We start from the raw sequence: 18,267 nt of genomic DNA, 5'->3' as shown, positions 1-18,267 counted from the left end.
CGAAGGAACCGGCATGGCCACCGATGACCTGCTGCGCCTGCGCGTCACCCGGTGCGAACCCGCGGCGCAGGGCATCCAGCTTTTCGAGCTGCGCGATCCAGATGGTACGGCGCTGCCGCCCTTCACCCCAGGCGCGCACCTGTCGGTCCGTGTGCCGGGTGGGGCGCTGCGGAACTACTCGCTCTGCAACGATTGCATTGAGCGCGACCGCTACGTCATCGCGGTGAAGCGCGACCCGGCCGGGCGCGGCGGGTCCGTCAGCCTGGTCGATGGTGTGGCGCAGGGCGCGATGCTGGAGGTGTCGCATCCGCGCAACCTGTTCGAGATGGACACCCGTGCGCCGTCCTACATCTTCGTCGCCGGCGGCATCGGCATCACGCCGATCCTGTCCATGGTCCATGCCGCACGGCGCGCCGGAAAGCCGTTCCGGCTGTTCTACCTGACCCGCAACGTCGCCGGCACCGCCTTCCATGCCGAGCTATCGGGCGCCGCCGACATCATCCTGCACCACGATGAGGGCGTGCCGGAGAATGCCTACGACCTCTGGCCCGTCTTTGAGGAACCGACGCGCGCACACATCTACTGCTGCGGCCCGCGCCCGCTGATGGATGCGGTGCGCGACATGACCGGCCATTGGCCTGACAAGGCCGTGCATTTCGAGGATTTCGGATCGGATCTGGTTCGGCCACGCGCCGACGACGCGCCCTTCCGGATCCAGCTCGGCCGCGATGGCGCGGTGCTGGAAGTGCCGGTGGGCGTGACGATCCTGGAGACGCTCCGCGCTCACGGCCGCACCACGCCATCCTCCTGCGAGAGCGGCACCTGCGGCACCTGCCGCACTGGCTATCTGGCGGGCGAGGTGGACCATCGCGATCTGGTGCTGACGCCGGTGGAACGGCGCAGGGCACTGATGGTCTGCGTCTCCCGCGCCAGGTCCGGGACGCTGGTGCTGGACCTCTGATGGAGCAGATCCGCCTCGGCGTCGCAGGTCTCGGCCGCGCCTTCATGCTGATGCTGCCGACCCTGGTGCAGCACCCGCGCGTGAGGCTGGTGGCGGCGACCGATCCCCGCGCCGATGCGCTGGACCGCTTCCGCGCCGATTTCGCGGGCGCCCGCACCCACCCCAGCGTCGAGGCGCTGTGCGACGATCCGGCCATTGATGCCGTCTACATCTCGACACCGCACCAGTTCCACCTTGCCCATGTCCAGGCCGCCGCCGCGCGCCGAAAACATGTGCTGGTGGAAAAGCCAATGGCGCTGAACCTGGCGGAGGCGCAGGCGATGGTCGAGGCAGCGCGCGCCGCAGGCATCCACCTGCTGGTCGGCCACAGCCATTCCTTCGACGCGCCCTACCTCCGCGCCCGCGACCTGATCCGTTCGGGTTCCTACGGCGCCCTGCGCATGATCACCGCGCTGAACTTCACCGACTACCTGTACCGCCCGCGCCGGCCGGAGGAGTTGGACACAGCGCAGGGCGGCGGCGCCGTCTTTTCCCAGGCGCCGCACCAGGTGGAGATCGCGAGGCTTCTGGCCGACCACCCGGCGCGGTCCGTCCGCGCCAGCACCAGCGTGTGGGACCGGGCGCGCGGGACGGAGGGCGCCTACGCCGCCTTTCTCGACTTCGGCGAGGGGCTGACGGCCGCGCTCACCTATTCCGGCCATGGCCACTTCGACAGCGACGCCTTCATGGGCTGGACCGGCGAGATGGGTTTTCGGCGCGATCCGGACCGCCACGGCGAGGCCCGTGCGGCACTGGCGCGCCTCGCCTCGCCCGCCGAGGAGGCCGCGCTGAAGTCCCGCCGGGCCTATGGCGCGGCACTGGGTGCGGAGGAGGCGCGAGGCGCGCCGCCACCGTCGGCACACAACCATTTTGGCCTCTTCATCGCCTCCTGCGAGGGCGCCGACCTGCGCCCGATGCCGGATGGCGTGATGATCCACGGCGATGCCGAACGCCGCTTCGAGACGCTGCCACCACCCGCCGTCGCGCGGGCGGAGGTGATCGACGAGCTGTGGGAGGCCATCGCCCTCGGCCGCGCGCCCTGGCACAGCGGGGCATCGGGGATGGCGACACTGGAAATCTGCCTCGGCATCCTCGACTCCGCGCGCCAGGGCCGCGAAATTCCGCTGCACCACCAGGGAGTGCCCGCCACATGCCGCTGATTCGCATCGAGGCCGCGCAGGATGCGGCCTCCGGCAAGTACTACCTCGAGATCTACAAGCCGCATGACGCGGCCTCGCCCTACGTCACGACGCAGCCGCGCTACCAGACCGCCGCCGCGGCCGAGAACGATATCATCGCCATCCTGGCCGCCGCCGCCAGCACGGCCAAGGGAGACTGAGCGCATGGCAAGGCTGCCGCTTTCGCTCGCGATCGGCGACTACGACCGCATCCGCCCACTGGTGGATGGCAGCGTGCAGATCGATGGCGTGGACCCAGTGTTCTCCATCCTGGACCCCGAGGAGATCTTCTTCCGCGCCTTCCGCTACGCCGATTTCGACATCTGCGAATTGTCGCTGAGCAGCTTCACGGTGAAGACCGCGGCCGGCACCTGCCCCTATGTCGGCATACCCGTTTTCCCGTCGCGCGCCTTCCGCCACACCTCCGTCTACATCCGCACGGATCGTGGCATCGTCAGGCCAGAAGATTTGAAGGGTCGCCGCATCGGCGTGCCGGAATACCAGCTCACCGCCAATGTCTGGGTGCGCGCGATCCTGGAGGAGGATTTCGGCGTGCGCCCTGCCGACATCACCTGGGTGCGCGGCGGCTACGAGGATCCGGCGCGGGAGGAGAAGATCGCGCTGTCGCTGCCCGCCGATGTACGGCTCGAAAGCCTGCCAGCAGGTGCCACCATTTCCTCCGCCCTGGCGGATGGCACGCTGGATGCGGTGATAGGCCCGCGCGCGCCGTCCTGCTTCGAGCGCGGCCATCCGCAGGTCGGGCGGCTGTGGGCGGACCCGATCGCCGCGGCGTCCGAGTGGTACAGTCGGACGAGGATGTTTCCCATCATGCACCTGCTCGGCATCCGCCGGGATCTGGCGGAGCGCCACCCCTACCTTGTCGGCGCACTGGCCAAGGCCTTCGAACAGGCGAAGGCGGTGGCGATGGCGAAGCTGTCCAACACCGCCGCCACCAAGGTCACGCTGCCCTTCGTCGAGGAACAGCTGGCGCGCGCCCGCGCGCTGATGGGCGAAGATTTCTGGTCCTACGGCCTGGCGCCGAACCGCCACGTGCTGGAGGCTTTCCTGCGCGCCCACCACGCCCAGGGCCTGTCCTCCCGCCTGCTGCGGCCGGAGGATTTGTTTCACCCCGCCTCGCTCGAAAGCTTTCGCCTGTGACCGCACGTCTCGTCTTCTTCGAAAGCTGGGTGGACCCGGCGGCGGAGCGCGTGCTGGCCGCGCAACCGGGCATCGAGGTGATGCGCCTGCGCTACGACGATCCGCGCGCGGTGAACGACGCGGCGATGGCGCAGGCGCATGGCTACCAGGTACAGTCGCGGACCGAATTGCGCGAGCCATGGCTCGGCGACGCCGCGCTGCTGGCGCGCAGCCCGAACCTGCTGGCGCTGAGTTCGACCGGCGCGGGCTACGACTACATCGACGTCGACGCCTGCACCAAGGCGGGCGTCCTCGTCTGTCACCAATCCGGCACGAACACGGAAGCAGTGGCGGAACACGCGCTTGGCCTGATCCTGGCGCTGTCGAAGCGCATCGGGCTGGCGGACAAGGCGATGCGCCGGCCGGGCGTGATCGACCGCTTCGCGCTGCAGGGCAACGACATCCGCGGCAAGACCGTGGGGCTGGTCGGGCTTGGCGCCATCGGCACACGCGTGGCGAATTTGTGCGGCACGCTGTTCGGGATGCGGGTGCTGGCCTGCGATCCGTATCTCAGCGCGGCGCAGGTTTCCGCACGCGGTGCTGAGAAAGTCGAACTGCCCGACCTGCTGCGGCAATCGGATTTCGTCTCGGTCCACTGCCCGCGCAGCGCGGAGACGCTGGGCCTGTTCGGCGTGGCGCAATTCGCCCTGATGAAGCCCACCGCCTACTTCCTCAACACGGCCCGTGGCGGCATCCATGACGAGGCGGCGCTGGCCGAAGCCCTGGCCGCGGGTCGCATCGCGGGGGCCGGCATCGACGTCTTCCTGCACGAGCCGCCACCGCACGACCATCCGCTCATGGCCTTCGACAACGTGCTGCTGACGCCGCACACCGCCGGCATCACCGCTGAATCGCTGCACGACATGGCGGTGGGTGCCGCCGAGCAATGGGTGGCGCTGTTCGCCGGACGCGTGCCGCCACGGCTGGTGAACCCGGCAGCCTGGCCAGCCTACAGCGCGCGGTTCCGGCGCATCCTTGGCACGCCGCCGGACCCGCTGCCTTGACCGCAGACCCGGCCGCGAAGCTGCCCTTCGAGGACAGCATCGGCTTCCTGGTGCGCGACCTGAACCGCGCCATCCAGCGCGACCTGCAATCTCGCATTGCGGCCCATGGCGTGCCGCCCGGCGCCTGGTACTTCCTGCGGGTGCTGTGGGAGGAGGATGGGCTGACCCAGCGCGAACTGGCGCAGCGCGTGGGCATGCGGGAGCCGACGGCGGTGATCGCGCTGCGCGGCATGGAAGCCGCCGGCTGGCTCCGCCGCGAGCGTAGCGCGGAGGATCGCCGCAAGGTGCACCTGTTCCTGACGGCGCAAGGCCATGCGCTGCGGGAGGCACTGATGCCGGCCGCCCATGCGGTGAATGCGCAGGCGGCGGAGGGGGTGGATGTGCCGGCCTTCATCGCCCTGCTGCGGCAGGTCCGCGCGAACTTCGCGGCGGACGGCTAAAGCCGCGCCGCCGCGGCCTCGGCCTCGGCCCGCCGCTTCGGCGCCATCCGGCGCTGCACCACCTGGTACCGGCGCAGGATCTCGGCCGGCGCCGTCTCCGGCGTACCAGAGTCGAAGGGTGGGGCAGGGGCGTATTCAAAGCCGAGTTGCACCATCTGCGCCGCCTCGTCGCCGGCGATTTCGGCCATTACCGTCAGGGCGAAGTCGATCCCTGCGGTCACGCCGCCGCCCGTGATCAGGTTGCCGTCGCGCACCACCCGCTCCGCCACCGGAATTGCACCGAACAAGGGCAGCAGGTCCTGCCACGCCCAGTGTGTTGTCGCGCGCTTGCCGCGCAGCAGCCCGGCGGCGCCGAGGATCAGCGCCCCGGTGCAGACCGAGGTGACGTAGCGCGAGCCGGCCGCCAGCCGGCGCAACTCCGCCAGGAAATCCTGGTCCTGCGACACCTCCGTCGCGCCGGCGCCGCCGGGCAGGCAGACCAGGTCGCAGCCCGCGACCTGTGCCACCGGCACCGTCTGCGCGAAGACCAGACCATCGGCCTTCACGTCGCCACCGGCGGGGCTGGCGATGGTGGTGACGCTGTTGGGCAGCCGCGTCAGGAACTGGTGCGGGCCGGTGAAGTCGAGCTGCGTCATGTTGGGGTAGATGATGAACAGGACGCGGAAGGGCGCTTCGGTCATTGGGTCTCCTCGAGAGCGAGCAGGGCGAAGCTGGCAAGCCAATGGGCGCCCATGTAGTGCCCATCCAGATGCGGCATCGCCGACTCAAGATGCGCGGCGGCGGTCGCCTTCAGCCGCTCGGCGCGCGGGTCGCGGGCCGGAAGCGCGGCCAGGATGCGCCGCCAACACCAGGCGCGGGACAGGTTCAGCCCATCCAGATGCACGATGCGTCCATCGGTGCGGTCGGAGACGGTGGCCGGCGTGAACAGGCTGGCGGGCTCGCCATGGTCCAGCCGTGGCAGGAACGCGTCGAACCACGGCGCAAAGCAGGCCGGGGGTAGTAGCCGGGCCATGCCGGCGGCCTCCGTCAGGGCCGGGGACAGGAAATCCTCGCCAGAGGGCTCCCACGCCTGGCAGTTCGTGTCGCCCCCGTACCAGCGCCAGGCGGTTTCGCGCAGCAGGTCGAACAGCGCCGTATCCCGCGTCTCCGCCCAATCGGCGGCCAGCGTCAGCGCGAAGGCTGTGTTGCCGTGCACGCCGGCACGTACCGGGTAGTCCGCGCGCGGCAGGTGCGCATGAAAGCGCGCCGCGAAATCCGTGGCCAGCGGGGCCAGGATGCCGTCCCATGTGGTACCGGCCAGTTCGGCGTGCAGCTTCAGCAGCCAGGCCCAGCCGTAGGGACGCTCGAAGCCACGCGCGGAGGGGCGGGCGAGGTAGGCGCGCTCGGCAGCGATGTTACCGGGCGTGAACGCGGTGTCGAACCGGGCCGATATGGCGGCGGCGCTGGGCAGGGCGGGGACGCGCCGAAGCAGCCGCGCCAGCATCCAATGGGCATGGACGCAGGAATGCCAGTCGAAGCTGCCATGGAAGGCCGGATGCAGCTCCGAGGGCCGGCGCAGATCCTCCGGCCCGGTCAGTACGTGATCCAGCTTCTGTGGCCATTCCTGGCCGACATGGCCCAGCGCGATCCGCGCCAGCGCCTCCGCCTGGTCCGGCGCTAACGGCATGGCGGCAAAATGAATGTTTTTCTCCGCCCCGCGGCCTGCACACGCATCTCAATCTCCGATCGCTCGCCGCGGTGGAAGCCAAGCGCCGCGGGTATGCGTGCCGAGCATGCACGACCCCACGCCAGCCGGAAATGCCTCCGGCACCCCCGCTGGAATCGCTTTCCGGAATACCCTTATCGTCCGCCAGACCTGCTTCGCGAGGACATGCCATGACCATCCAGCTTGGCCAGATCGCCCCGGATTTCGAGGCGGAGACCACCCAGGGCACGCTTCGCTTCCATGAATGGCTCGGCAATTCCTGGGGCGTGCTGTTCAGCCACCCGAAGGACTTCACCCCGGTCTGCACCACCGAACTCGGCGAGACCGCGCGGCTGAAGCCGGAATTCGACCGGCGCGGCGTGAAGGTCATCGGCCTGTCGGTGGACACCCTCGACCGCCATGCAGGGTGGGAGGCGGATATCGCCGACACCCAGGGCCACGCGGTGAACTTCCCAATGATCGCCGACCCGGACAAGAAGGTGTCCGCGCTGTACGGCATGGTGCATCCGGAGGCCGATCCCTCCATCACCGTCCGAACGGTCTTCGTCATCGATCCGGCGAAGAAGGTGCGGCTGTTCATGGTCTATCCGCCCAGCACCGGCCGCAACTTCGACGAGATTCTCCGGGTCATCGACAGCCTCCAGGCGACTGACGGCCAGAAGGTGGCAACGCCCGTCAACTGGCGCCCGGGCCAGCGCGCCATCATCCCGCCCTCGATCCCGGATGAGCAGGCCAAGGCGCTGTTCCCGCAGGGGTGGGAGGCGGAGCGGCCCTACCTCCGCTGGGTCGGGACGAAGGCCTGAACCCGGTGGCACAGCACATTGCCGACGGCTTCTGGGGCGCCGTCGGCAATACGCCGCTGATCCGCCTCAAACGGGCCTCGGAGGCGACCGGCTGCGAAATCCTCGGCAAGGCCGAGTTCATGAACCCCGGCGGCAGCGTGAAGGACCGCGCCGCGCTCGGCATCCTGAAGGACGCGATGGTCCGCGGCCTGCTGGTGCCGGGCCAGCCGGGCACGATCGTGGAGGGTACCGCCGGCAACACCGGCATCGGCATCGCCCTGGCCGCCAACGCCATGGGCTGGCGCAGCGTCATCGTGGTGCCGGAGACGCAGTCGCGGGAGAAGCTGGACTACCTGCGGATGATCGGCGCGGACCTGCGCGCGATCCCGGCCAAGCCCTTCAGCGACCCCGGCAACTACGTCCACTTCTCCCGCCGCCTGGCGGAGGAGATGGGTGCGGTCTGGGCCAACCAGTTCGACAACCTGGCCAACGCCGCGGTGCACGAGGCGACCACCGGGCCGGAGATCTGGGACCAGACCGGCGGGGGCGTGGATGCCTTCACCTGCGCCTGCGGCACCGGCGGCACCCTGGCCGGCGTTGCTCGCGCGTTGAAATCCCGCAAGCCGGGCGTGCGGATCGTGCTCGCCGACCCGGGCGGCAGCGGGCTGCTCGACTGGGTGAAGACCGGCACGCCCAGGGCCGAGGGCGGGTCCATCACTGAGGGCATCGGCCAGGCGGCCCGCGCCCCCGGCAACCTCGCCCAGGCGCGCGACCTGATCGACGATGCCATCCGCGTCGAGGACCCTGAGATGCTGCAACAGGTCTTCGACCTGCAACTGCACGAAGGGATTTCGGTTGGCGGCAGCGCGGGGCTGAACGTGGCTGCGGCCATCCGCGTCGCCCGCGACCTGGGGCCGGGGCATACCGTGGTGACCATCCTGTGCGACGGCGCCGCGCGCTACCAGTCCAAGCTGTTCAACCCGGCCTTCCTGCGCGAACGCGGCCTGCCGGCGCCGCCCTGGCTGGAGTGAGCCACCATGCGCCTGGAAATCATCGAACTGGCCCGCACCATCCGCGCCCGTGACCCGGCGCGGCCGAGTTGGGTGGAGGCCATGCTGTGCTATGCCGGGCTGCACGCCGTGCTGTGGCACCGGCTTTCCCACGCGCTGTGGGGGCTCGGGCTGCCGGCCGCGGCGCGCTTTTCCTCCCACCTGGCGCGCTGGCTGACCGGCATCGAGATCCATCCCGGCGCCAGGCTCGGCCGGCGCCTGTTCATCGACCACGGCATGGGCGTGGTGATCGGCGAAACGGCGGAGGTGGGTGACGACGTACTGATCTACCACGGCGTGACCCTCGGCGGCCTGTCCGGCCAGCCCGGCAAGCGCCACCCAACGCTGGAGGACCAGGTGACGGTGGGCGCCGGGGCGCAGGTGCTTGGTCCCATCCGCATCGGGCGCGGGGCGCGGGTCGGCGCCAATGCCGTGGTAGTGGCGCCGGTGGCGCCGGGCTGCACCGTCGTCGGCATTCCGGCGCGGCCACCACGCGGCCAGCCCTGCCAGGACCCGTCCATCGGCTACGGCCTTGGTGGCATCGACGAGGATCCGGTGGGCGAGCAGCTTTCCCAGCTGCGCGCCGAGCTCGCCACGCTGCGGGCGGAGATGGCGGCCTTGCGGGCGAACCAGCGGGAAGGAGTCTAGTTCGCGCGGCGCCGACCGAAGGCACAACCCTTCATACAGGCATACATTTGTGCTACAACTTCAGGTAGCAGTCCGCTGAAGGGTGCCGCTCCGTGAACATCAACCCGGCTCACGACCTGGATCCCGATCGGACGAGCGTGGTGTCCGGCCTCTCTCACATGCTGCCGGCCACCGTGATCGCGGAGCGCTACGAACTCCGGGACCTCATCGGCAGCGGCGCCGGAGGGCAGGTGTTCGAGGCCTACGACCGCAGCCTCGGCCGGCTTGTCGCATTGAAGCTCATGCCAGTGGAGGAGGCGGACTCGCAGGAAGCCGCCGAGCGGTTCCGGCGCTTCAGGTTCGAAGCCCAGGCGGTCTCGCGCCTGTCGCATCCGAACATCATCACCGTGCATGATTTCGGACGGACGGGCGGACATGCCTGGATCGTCATGCAGCTCGTCATCGGGGAAACGCTGAAGGAAACGCTTCGTCAGCAGGGTCCGCTGCCTGTCGCGGAGGCGGTGCGCCTCATCACGGCCCTGCTCGACGCGCTGGCCTTCGCACATGGGCGCGGCATCGTCCATCGCGACGTCAAGCCGGCCAACATCCTGATCGAAATGAGCACGACCCAGACGAATGGCGATTTGCGCCTTTCGGATTTCGGCGTCGCGCGCATGTTGACCGACCAGCAGGGGGCTGGCGGCGATATGATCGGGACGCCATCGGTGATGGCCCCGGAGCAGGTGCGTGGCGAGGCCGGCGATGCACGGATCGATATCTGGGCCGCGGGCGTCATTCTCTATGAAATGCTTGTGGGTGAACGGCCGTTCCAAGGCGCGCCTCCGGCCTTGTTCCACAGGATCGAGACCGTAACGCCCGCTCCGCCGACAAGCCTGCGGGCCGACCTTCCACTCGCCTTCGACGCCGTGATCGGGCGGGCCTTGGCGAAGCGGGCCGAGGACCGTTTTGCCTCGGCACTGGAAATGGCGGAGGCGGTCCGCGCTGCACTCGGGATGGACCCGCCAGCCGGAGAAGTCCCGGCAGACGGACCGGACATGCCGGCCCAGATAGCGTCGCCCTCCGCACCCGTCGCGGGTGAGGGCGGGAGGCCGCCGGGATCTGGGACGCGGGCACCCATCGTCTTCCTGGGCGGCATGCTGCTCGGCTTGGCGCTTGGCGGGTTGTTGGGATTTCTTGCCAGCCAGGCCTGAACGACGGCGGGCCGCCCCCACGCTCGCTAGCGGCGGGCTGCCCCGCGCTGAACATCCGGATCGTCGTCAGAGTCCAAATGCACCGGCGCGCCGGCCGCGAGGCCAGCTCGGATGGATCCGATAGCGAAAGATCGAAACGCGGCTGAAAATGGCCGGGAGGCTGCCACCTTGGGACCATTCGACAGCAAGAAGAAGTCACACTCTGCGACCGGTCATGGGTCGGGGATCCGCACCGTCATCGAGAAGAACGTAAAGGGGTAGGTCGACAACCCGCCCCACGCCGTGGCCCATGCCATCGGCTTCGCCTCCGCCATCTACGGCAATGCCCGGAGAAGCCAGTTCCTCCCGCCTCCATATCCTCGGCATGAGCTTCTCCAGGCACAACGACCCGGTCACGACCAAGGGCGATTGCTGCTACAATTATGATCGGTCCGACGATCTGCGCGGCCAAGGCAACGATGCTGCGAACCGGTCCTTGACGGACAATCCGCGCGCTTGACGCCCCGCCGGGCCGGGCCGAATTTCGGCTTCCAGGACACCAGGAGGAAAAGCGCGCATGACCGACGAGACCCCCGTTCTGGTTACCCGAGACGGGCCGGTGGTGCGCGCCGTGCTGAACCGACCGCACCGGCGCAACGCCATGAGCCAGGCGCTGGTCGAGGCGCTGGACCTGCTGCTGGCGAAACTGCGGACGGACACGACCGCCCGCGTCCTGGTGCTGTCCGGTGCCGGCGGCCATTTCTGCGCCGGGCTGGACCTGACGGAGGTCGGCGCTGTGGAAACCCGTGAACAGAAGCTGGAGCGCCAGCACCTGCGCAACCAGCGCACCGGCGCCCGCTTCAACGCCATCGCCGAACTGCCGCAGGTGGTCATCGCCGCCGTCGAGGGTGCCGCCTATGCCGGCGGGCTCGGCTTCGTTGCTTCCGCCGACATCTGCCTGGCGTCCGCCGATGCGCGTTTCTCCGCGCCCGAGGTCCGGCGCGGGCTGGTGCCGGCCCAGATCCTGCCCTGGCTGGTGCGCCGCATGGGGCGGTCGGAGGCGGCACGGCTGTGCCTGCAGGGGCATGTGATGGACGCCGAGGAAGCCGCCCGCACCGGCCTAGTCCACCAGGTGCTGCCCGATGCGTCGGCGCTGGAGCGCGCGGTGGCGGCGACCGTCGGCGACATCCTCCAGGGCGCACCCGGCGCGCTGGCGGAAACCAAGGCGCTGCTGGCCGCGCTTGGACCGGTGGCGACGCCCGAATACGCCGAGGCCGGCGCCCGTAGCTTCGCCCGCCGCGCCGCAGACCCGGAAGCCGAGGAAGGCATCGCCAGCTTCAAGGCGCGCCGCAAGCCATCCTGGATGCTAAGCTGACCCCACACTGACGCGGACCGGAACGGAGGACACGCCATGACCGCCTGCATCGTCGGCTGGGCCCATACGCCCTTCGGCAAGTTGGAAGACCCGGATATCGAGAGCCTGTTCGGCCGTGTCGCCCGCGCCGCCATCGAGGATGCCGGGATCGGCGCGGCGGAGGTGGATGCTGCCTTCGTCGGCGTCTTCAACGGCGGCTTCTCGAAGCAGGATTTCTTCGCGAGTCTGCTGCTGGGCTCGGTGCCGGAACTGCGCTTCAAGCCAACCACGCGGTATGAGAATGCCTGCGCCACCGGCACCGCCGCCATCCACGGCGCGCTCGATTTCATCGCGGCGAAGCGCGGCCGCTTTGCGCTGGTCGTTGGGGCGGAGAAGATGACCGCGACCTCCAACGCGCAGATCGGCGACATCCTGCTCGGCGCCAGCTACCGGAAGGACGAGGGCGAGATCCCGGCGGGCTTTGCCGGCGTCTTCGGCCGCATCGCCGAAAGCTATTTCCAGCGGCATGGCGACCAGTCCGATGCCCTGGCGGCGATTGCGGCGAAGAGCCACAGGAACGGGGTCGCCAACCCCTATGCGCAGATGCGCAAGGACCTCGGCTTCGCCTTCTGCCGTGCTGAATCTGAAAAAAACCCCTTCGTCGCGCCGCCGCTGAAACGCACCGACTGCTCCCTGGTCTCGGACGGCGCCGCGGCCCTGATCCTGACGGATGAGGAGACGGCACGGTCGATGTCGAAGGCCGTGCGCTTCCGCGCCGCGGTGCAGGCCACCGACCTGATGCCGATTGCCGCCCGCGACGTGATCCGCTTCGAGGGCGCCCGCGCGGCCTGGGGCCAAGCCTTCCGTGAGACCGGCCTGTCGCTCTCCGACCTTTCCTTCGTCGAGACGCATGACTGCTTCACCGTCGCGGAACTCATCGAATACGAGGCGATGGGCCTGACGCCGGACGGGCAGGGGGCGCGGGCGGCGCTGGAGGGCTGGACGGCCAAGGATGGCCGCCTGCCGGTCAATCCCTCCGGCGGGCTGAAGTCGAAGGGCCACCCGATCGGGGCCACGGGCGTTTCGATGCATGTGCTGACGGCGATGCAGCTGACCGGGACGGCCGGCGACATGCAGTTGCCGAAGGCGGACCGCGCCGGCGTCTTCAACATGGGCGGCGCGGCGGTGGCGAACTACTGCTCGATCCTGGAGCGGGTGGAGTAGCCTCGCCCCATGAGCGGCCACCTGAAGCCGCTGACGCTGGAGGAGTTCCTCGCTGGGAAGCGGCGCGGGAGGAGCGCTTCCAATTCGATGGCACGCAGCCGGTCGCGATGACCGGCGCCTCGCTGCAACTTGCCCGGTTGGTGACCCGCGTCATCCTGGCGCTGTTCTCACGCCTGCGATCCCGGTTGCGCGGTTCTGGCGCATGACATGAAGGTCGTGACCGAGCGTCGGGTGCGCTACCCTGACCCTGCGGTGGTCTGCGGCCCGGTCGCCGCCAACGCCGACCGGGTCTCGCCAAGCCTGGTGTCCAAGGTGCTGTCGCCCTCCACCTCATGGACCGACATGCGGGTGAAGCCGGCCGAATATGTGCGGGACCTTTCCGTGCGCGCCGACGTCACGGGCAATAGGACAGCCCGCGCCTCGTCATATGCCGGCGGGAGGCCGGGTGGCAGGAGGAGGTCTTCGACGGCCTCGACGCCGCGCCCGAGCTGCCGGAGGTCGAAGGCGGCCTGCCGCTCCGCGACCTGTACCGAGCCTAGGCCGGCACCAGCAGGCAGACCGCCGCCTGCGCCGCGATGCCCTCGCCGCGGCCGGGAAAGCCCAGCCTCTCGGTGGTCGTCGCTTTCACGGAGATGCGGTCGACCGGCACCGCCAGCAGCGCCGCCAGCCTCTCGCGCATCGCGGTGGCGTGCGGCGTGATCTTGGGGCGCTCGCAGATCAGCGTGACATCGGCATTCGCCAGCACGGCGCCACGCGCCGTAATGCGCCCGGCGGCGTGGGTCAGGAAGCGAGCGCTGTCGGCGTCCTTCCACTGCGCCTCGGAGGGCGGAAACCAGCGGCCGATATCGCCTTCCGCCAATGCGCCGTAGATCGCATCGCACAGTGCGTGCAGCCCGACATCGGCATCCGAATGGCCGTCGAGCCCCATCGGCCCGGGGATGGTGACGCCGCACAGCACCATGGGGCGGCCGGCGACCAGGCGGTGCACGTCGAAGCCGGTGCCGATGCGGGGGATCAGGGGCGGGGTCATGGCGGCCTCCATCCGGGCGAGATCCTCCGGCCAGGTGATCTTGATGTTGCGGTCATCCCCCGCCACCAGCGCCACCGGGTGGCCTGTGGCTTCCAGCAGCTGCGCGTCGTCGGTCGCCTCGACGGTCGCGGCGCGGTGGGCGGCGAGCAGGGTGGCGAAGCGGAATGCCTGAGGCGTCTGGGCGCGAAACAGGCCGGCGCGTGGGACGGTGGCGATGATGCGCCCGCCCTCCGCGCGCTTCAGCGTATCCGTCACCGGCTGGGCCGGAATGGCGCCGAGGTGGTCCGACAGCGCCATGAAAAGCGCCGGGACGGTGCCCGGCGGTATGAAGGGCCGTGCCGCATCGTGCACCAGGACATGCTCGGGAGGCGCCGCCGCCAGCGCTTCCAGCCCCGCACGAACACTGGCCTGGCGCGTTGCGCCGCCGGGGACCGGGGGCAGGGTGGGCAGGCCGGCCAGGAGGGCCGCGACCTCCGCCGCATCCTCTGGCGAACAGACCGGCAGCAGCGCGTCCACGCCGCCATCGCGCAGCAGGGCCTCCGCCGCATGGCGCAGCACGGTCCTGCTGCCGAGGCGGGAGAACTGCTTCGGCCGGGCGGCGGCGAAACGGCTGCCGCTGCCGGCCGCCATGAGGAGGGCCACGCATTGCATCTGCCCGGCTTACCGCAGGACTTGGCTTCCTCCCAGGGTGGGTCCGGTGAATCCGTCCCAATGCCGGATTAAGTGGCAGTCTTTCGATACGGGATGATGGTTCGCATTGCCGAAAGGCGCCGTGGCCACTAGCTTGCCCAAATCATGAGCATGACCAACGCCCCCGCACCGCCACGGCTGCGCCCCATCGATCTCGGCGGTGCGCGGATCGAGACCCCCGTGATCCTTGCGCCCATGTCCGGCGTGACGGACCTGCCGTTCCGCCGCCTCGCCCGCGCCCAGGGCACCGGGCTGGTGGTCAGCGAGATGATCGCCTCCAACGCCATGGTACGGGAAAACCGGACGACCCTGAAGATGGTGGAGGTGGACGGGCAGGGCGCCTCCGTCCAGCTCGCAGGCTGCGACCCCTTGGTGATGGCGGAAGCGGCGAAGCTCGTCGTGCAGCATGGCGCCGGGATCGTCGATATCAACTTCGGCTGCCCGGTGAAGAAGGTCGCGGTCGGCCAGGCGGCGGGGTCCGCGCTGATGCGGGACGAGATCGGCGCCGCGCGCATCCTGGAGGCGGTGGTGCGCGCCGTGCCGGTCCCGGTGACGCTGAAGATGCGGATGGGCTGGGACCACCAGTCGCTGAACGCGCCACGCTTGGCCAGGATCGCGGAGGAGTGCGGCATCCGCATGGTGACCGTGCATGGCCGCACCCGGCAGATGTTCTACAACGGCACCGCCGACTGGGCCTTCGTCGCCACCGTGAAGGCCGCCGTCGGCCTGCCCGTGATCGTCAACGGCGACATCCTGAACCCATTGGATGCCGCGGAGGCCCTGCGGCAATCCGGCGCCGATGGCGTGATGATCGGTCGCGGCTGCTACGGTCGGCCCTGGCTGCCGGGGCAGGTGGCGCAGTACCTGGAGACCGGGGTCCTGCCGCCGGATCCGACGCTCGCCGAGCAGCATGCGACGCTGCTGGCGCACTACCATGCCATGCTGGACCACCACGGCCGCGATCCGGGCCTTCGCCTAGCTCGCAAGCATGTTTCCTGGTACTCCAAAGGTTTGCCGGGCTCGGCTGAGTTCCGGTCTGATGTGATGCGCACGGACAATGTTGACTCGGTGCTGGCGCTGATCGACCGGCTCTATTTACCCCTGATCGACCGCGGCTTCGTGCCTGAGGAGCGCCTGGCGGCATGAGGCCCTCCGCCCTGACGCGCGCGGCGCGCGCCCTGCGCCTGCCGGTTCCGCTGCCGACCATCCCGCCGCCGGTGCCGGATTCGGTGGTGGTGCTGGGCGCGCTGCCGATCGCGGCGGTGGTGCTGGATGCACAGGATCGCTTCCGCTTCGCCAACCCGGCCGCCGAGCTGTTCTTCCAGCATTCCGCCGCCTCGCTACAGTCCTACACACTTCGAGACCTGCTGCCGCCGGACAACCGGCTGTTCTCTGTCCTGGCGCAGATCCGACTGCATGATGCGCCGGTGTCCGACCACGATCTGGCGCTGGAAAGCCCGCGCATGCGCCGGCTGGGCGTCGCGGCCCATGGCGCGCCGCTGCCCGAGATGCCTGGCGGGGTGGTGCTGACGCTGCAGGATGGCTCCACGGCGCAGATGCTGGATCGGCAATTGAACTTCCGGGGCGCCGCCCGCAGCGCTTCCGCCATGGCGGAGATGCTGGCCCACGAGGTCAAGAATCCGCTTTCCGGCATCCGGGGCGCCGCCCAGCTCCTGGAACAGGGCGCCAGCGAGGGCGACCGGGAACTCTGCCAGCTGATCCAGGACGAAGTCGACCGCATCCGCAACCTGGTGGAACGGATGGACATGTTCTCCGAACGCCCGGTGGAGCAGGCGGAGGTCAACATCCACGAGGTGCTGGACCATGTCCGCCGCATCGCGCTGTCCGGCTTTGCGGCGCATCTCAAGATCAACCAGGATTACGACCCGTCCCTGCCGCCGGTCTGGGGCAACCGGGATCTGCTGGTGCAGATCCTGCTGAACCTGGTGAAGAACGCCGCGGAAGCCGTTGATCCGCGTGAAGGTGAGATCTCGCTGGCCACCGCCTACCACCACGGCGTCCGCATTGCCGTGCCGGGCAGCCGGGAACGGGTGGACCTGCCCTTGCAGGTCATCGTCCGCGACAACGGCCCCGGCATCCCGGAAAGCGTCCGTGCCACACTGTTCGAGCCCTTCGTCTCGACCAAGAGGGGCGGGCAGGGGCTGGGCCTGGCGCTGGTCGCCAAGCTGGTTGCGGACCAGGGGGCGCTGATCGAGTGCGACAGCCGCCCGGGCCGCACCGCCTTCCGCATTTCCCTGCCGACCTCACCAACGCCGCCCCGCCGTCCCCCCACCGGAGTTTCCGCATGAGCGACACGGCCGCGGTCTCCGCCACCACCCGGACCATCCTGATCGCTGATGACGATCGGGCTATCCGAACCGTGCTTTCCCAAGCACTTGGCAGGTCCGGCTACCACGTCCGCGCAACATCCTCCGCCGCCACCCTGTGGCGTTGGGTGGAGGATGGGGAGGGCGACCTGGTGATCACCGATGTCATCATGCCGGACGAGAACGGCCTCGACCTGGTGCCACGCATCCGCCGCGTGCGCCCGGACCTGCGGGTGGTGGTGATGTCGGCGCAGTCCACCTTTTCCACGGCGCTGAAGGCGACCCAACGTGGCGCCTTCGACTACCTGCCCAAGCCCTTCGATCTGAAGGAATTACTGGCTGTCGTCGGCCGCGCCCTGGCGGCACCCAGCACGCCGGCCATCGCGGATGCCGAGGAGCCGGAGGAAAGGCTGCCGCTGGTCGGCCGGTCCGCCGCCATGCAGGAGATCTATCGGACCGTCGCCCGCCTCACCACCACCGACCTGACCGTCATGATTACGGGCGAATCCGGCACCGGCAAGGAACTGGTCGCCCGTGCCCTGCACGATTACGGCCGCCGTCGGGCCGGTCCCTTCGTCGCCATCAACATGGCCGCCATCCCGCGCGAACTCATCGAATCTGAGTTGTTCGGCCACGAGCGCGGCGCCTTCACCGGTGCGCTGAACCGCGGTGTCGGGCGCTTCGAACAGGCGGCGGGCGGCACGCTGTTCCTGGACGAGATCGGCGACATGCCATCGGAAGCGCAGACCCGCCTGCTGCGCGTCCTGCAGGAGGGCGAGTTCACCACCGTCGGCGGCCGGCAGCCGATCAAGGCCAATGTCCGCATCGTCGCCGCGACCCACCGCGACCTGCGGCAGTCGATCCGCGGCGGCATGTTCCGCGAGGATCTTTTCTACAGATTGAATGTGGTGCCGATCCGTCTTCCGCCGCTGCGTGAGCGGCTGGAGGACATTCCCCTGCTGGCGCGGCACTTCCTGGAGCGCGCCCGCGCCGCCGGCCTGCCGCAGAAGCAGCTGGACCAGGGCGCCATGGACCGGCTGAAGCAGCACGCCTGGCCCGGCAATGCGCGGGAGCTCGAGAACCTGATGCGCCGGATGGCGGCGCTGTACCCGCAGGAGATCATCGGGGCCGATGCCGTCGGAGCCGAACTCGCGGAGGCCGCCGCGCCGCCGGAGGAAGGCCCGCGCGCGCCCGAAACCCTGGAACAGGCGGTGGAACGCCACCTTGCCGGCTTCATGTCGGCGCACAAGGACGGCATGCCGATCCGCGACCTGTACGACCGCGTGCTGGCGGAGGTGGAGCGGCCGCTGCTGAAGCTGGCGCTGTCGGCGACGCGTGGCAACCAGATCAAGGCCGCGGCGATGCTCGGCCTGAACCGCAACACGCTACGGAAGAAGCTGCGGGAGCTGGACCTGCCCGTGGTGCGCGGCCTTCCCTGAGCTTTTGAAGGCGGCTGCGCTGGGCTAGGCT

Annotated in this window: 18 protein-coding genes; 15 read left to right on the top strand and 3 right to left on the bottom strand. The window is 69.6% G+C overall.

Annotated elements, in window-relative coordinates; translation table 11 throughout:
- The first annotated feature begins 13 nt into the window (after positions 1–13).
- From ACLF3G_RS00830 to ACLF3G_RS00805, 6 genes are read left to right on the top strand one after another with little or no spacing between them, the layout of a single operon-like run.
- Positions 14–961: a PDR/VanB family oxidoreductase gene (locus tag ACLF3G_RS00830; RefSeq protein ID WP_430667412.1), complete on the top strand. Its 948-nt coding sequence runs from the start codon at positions 14–16 to the stop codon at positions 959–961.
- A complete protein-coding gene (locus ACLF3G_RS00825; RefSeq protein WP_430667411.1) occupies positions 961–2,160 on the top strand; it encodes a Gfo/Idh/MocA family protein in 1,200 nt (399 codons plus the stop codon). Before ACLF3G_RS00830 ends, ACLF3G_RS00825 begins: the two co-directional genes overlap by 1 nt.
- Positions 2,151–2,339 carry a hypothetical protein gene (locus ACLF3G_RS00820; RefSeq protein ID WP_430667410.1) on the top strand — a complete coding sequence of 63 codons (189 nt, stop codon included), beginning with the start codon at positions 2,151–2,153 and terminating at the stop codon, positions 2,337–2,339. The genes ACLF3G_RS00825 and ACLF3G_RS00820 overlap by 10 nt, the downstream gene beginning before the upstream one ends.
- Before the next feature lie 4 nt (positions 2,340–2,343).
- Complete coding sequence (locus ACLF3G_RS00815) at positions 2,344–3,336, top strand: ABC transporter substrate-binding protein (protein ID WP_430667409.1); 993 nt, start codon at positions 2,344–2,346, stop codon at positions 3,334–3,336.
- Positions 3,333–4,379 carry a hydroxyacid dehydrogenase gene (locus tag ACLF3G_RS00810; protein ID WP_430667408.1) on the top strand — a complete coding sequence of 349 codons (1,047 nt, stop codon included), beginning with the start codon at positions 3,333–3,335 and terminating at the stop codon, positions 4,377–4,379. The genes ACLF3G_RS00815 and ACLF3G_RS00810 overlap by 4 nt, the downstream gene beginning before the upstream one ends.
- Positions 4,376–4,819 carry a MarR family winged helix-turn-helix transcriptional regulator gene (locus ACLF3G_RS00805; RefSeq protein ID WP_430667407.1) on the top strand — a complete coding sequence of 148 codons (444 nt, stop codon included), beginning with the start codon at positions 4,376–4,378 and terminating at the stop codon, positions 4,817–4,819. Before ACLF3G_RS00810 ends, ACLF3G_RS00805 begins: the two co-directional genes overlap by 4 nt.
- On the opposite strand, the gene ACLF3G_RS00800 is transcribed toward ACLF3G_RS00805, so the two are convergent.
- Positions 4,816–5,499, bottom strand: a complete 684-nt coding sequence (locus tag ACLF3G_RS00800; RefSeq protein WP_430667406.1) for a DJ-1/PfpI family protein — start codon at positions 5,497–5,499, stop codon at positions 4,816–4,818. The two genes, ACLF3G_RS00805 and ACLF3G_RS00800, sit on opposite strands and share 4 nt — an antisense overlap.
- Positions 5,496–6,485 (bottom strand): DUF2891 domain-containing protein, encoded by a 990-nt coding sequence (locus ACLF3G_RS00795; RefSeq protein WP_430667405.1) that lies wholly within the window; start codon positions 6,483–6,485, stop codon positions 5,496–5,498. Before ACLF3G_RS00795 ends, ACLF3G_RS00800 begins: the two co-directional genes overlap by 4 nt.
- A gap of 209 nt (positions 6,486–6,694) precedes the next feature.
- Here ACLF3G_RS00795 and ACLF3G_RS00790 point away from each other — a divergent pair, with 209 nt between their 5' ends.
- From ACLF3G_RS00790 to ACLF3G_RS00765, 6 genes are all read left to right on the top strand, one after another.
- Positions 6,695–7,327, top strand: a complete 633-nt coding sequence (locus tag ACLF3G_RS00790) for a peroxiredoxin (protein ID WP_430667404.1) — start codon at positions 6,695–6,697, stop codon at positions 7,325–7,327.
- 5 nt (positions 7,328–7,332) lie between these two features.
- Entirely contained in the window at positions 7,333–8,337 is a 1,005-nt protein-coding gene (locus ACLF3G_RS00785) for a cysteine synthase A (protein WP_430667403.1), read from the top strand.
- Between the two features lie 6 nt (positions 8,338–8,343).
- Complete coding sequence (cysE, locus tag ACLF3G_RS00780; protein ID WP_430667402.1) at positions 8,344–9,003, top strand: serine O-acetyltransferase; 660 nt, start codon at positions 8,344–8,346, stop codon at positions 9,001–9,003.
- Between the two features lie 92 nt (positions 9,004–9,095).
- Entirely contained in the window at positions 9,096–10,193 is a 1,098-nt protein-coding gene (locus ACLF3G_RS00775; RefSeq protein WP_430667401.1) for a serine/threonine-protein kinase, read from the top strand.
- A 556-nt stretch (positions 10,194–10,749) separates the two neighbouring features.
- The gene (locus tag ACLF3G_RS00770) at positions 10,750–11,547 is read left to right on the top strand and encodes an enoyl-CoA hydratase/isomerase family protein (protein ID WP_430667400.1); all 798 of its coding nucleotides are present in this window, start codon (positions 10,750–10,752) and stop codon (positions 11,545–11,547) included.
- Positions 11,548–11,583: 36 nt separating this feature from the next.
- A complete protein-coding gene (locus ACLF3G_RS00765) occupies positions 11,584–12,750 on the top strand; it encodes an acetyl-CoA acetyltransferase (protein WP_430667399.1) in 1,167 nt (388 codons plus the stop codon).
- 535 nt (positions 12,751–13,285) lie between these two features.
- On the opposite strand, the gene ACLF3G_RS00760 is transcribed toward ACLF3G_RS00765, so the two are convergent.
- Positions 13,286–14,431: a bifunctional 2-C-methyl-D-erythritol 4-phosphate cytidylyltransferase/2-C-methyl-D-erythritol 2,4-cyclodiphosphate synthase gene (locus ACLF3G_RS00760; RefSeq protein ID WP_430667398.1), complete on the bottom strand. Its 1,146-nt coding sequence runs from the start codon at positions 14,429–14,431 to the stop codon at positions 13,286–13,288.
- 144 nt (positions 14,432–14,575) lie between these two features.
- Between ACLF3G_RS00760 and dusB the strand changes: the two genes are divergently transcribed.
- Genes dusB through ntrC form a run of 3 tightly spaced genes read left to right on the top strand, consistent with a single transcriptional unit; the run spans position 14,576 to position 18,236 of the window.
- A complete protein-coding gene (gene dusB, locus ACLF3G_RS00755) occupies positions 14,576–15,616 on the top strand; it encodes a tRNA dihydrouridine synthase DusB (RefSeq protein ID WP_430667397.1) in 1,041 nt (346 codons plus the stop codon).
- Positions 15,613–16,779, top strand: a complete 1,167-nt coding sequence (locus ACLF3G_RS00750; RefSeq protein ID WP_430667396.1) for a two-component system sensor histidine kinase NtrB — start codon at positions 15,613–15,615, stop codon at positions 16,777–16,779. Before dusB ends, ACLF3G_RS00750 begins: the two co-directional genes overlap by 4 nt.
- Positions 16,776–18,236, top strand: coding sequence for a nitrogen regulation protein NR(I) (ntrC, locus tag ACLF3G_RS00745; protein ID WP_430667395.1), 1,461 nt, complete (start codon positions 16,776–16,778; stop codon positions 18,234–18,236). The genes ACLF3G_RS00750 and ntrC overlap by 4 nt, the downstream gene beginning before the upstream one ends.
- Positions 18,237–18,267: the final 31 nt, after the last annotated feature.

Origin of the sequence: Falsiroseomonas sp. HC035 (assembly GCF_050563525.1) — a bacterium.
Classification (GTDB): domain Bacteria; phylum Pseudomonadota; class Alphaproteobacteria; order Acetobacterales; family Acetobacteraceae; genus Falsiroseomonas.
This window is presented reverse-complemented; position numbering and strand designations above follow the sequence as displayed.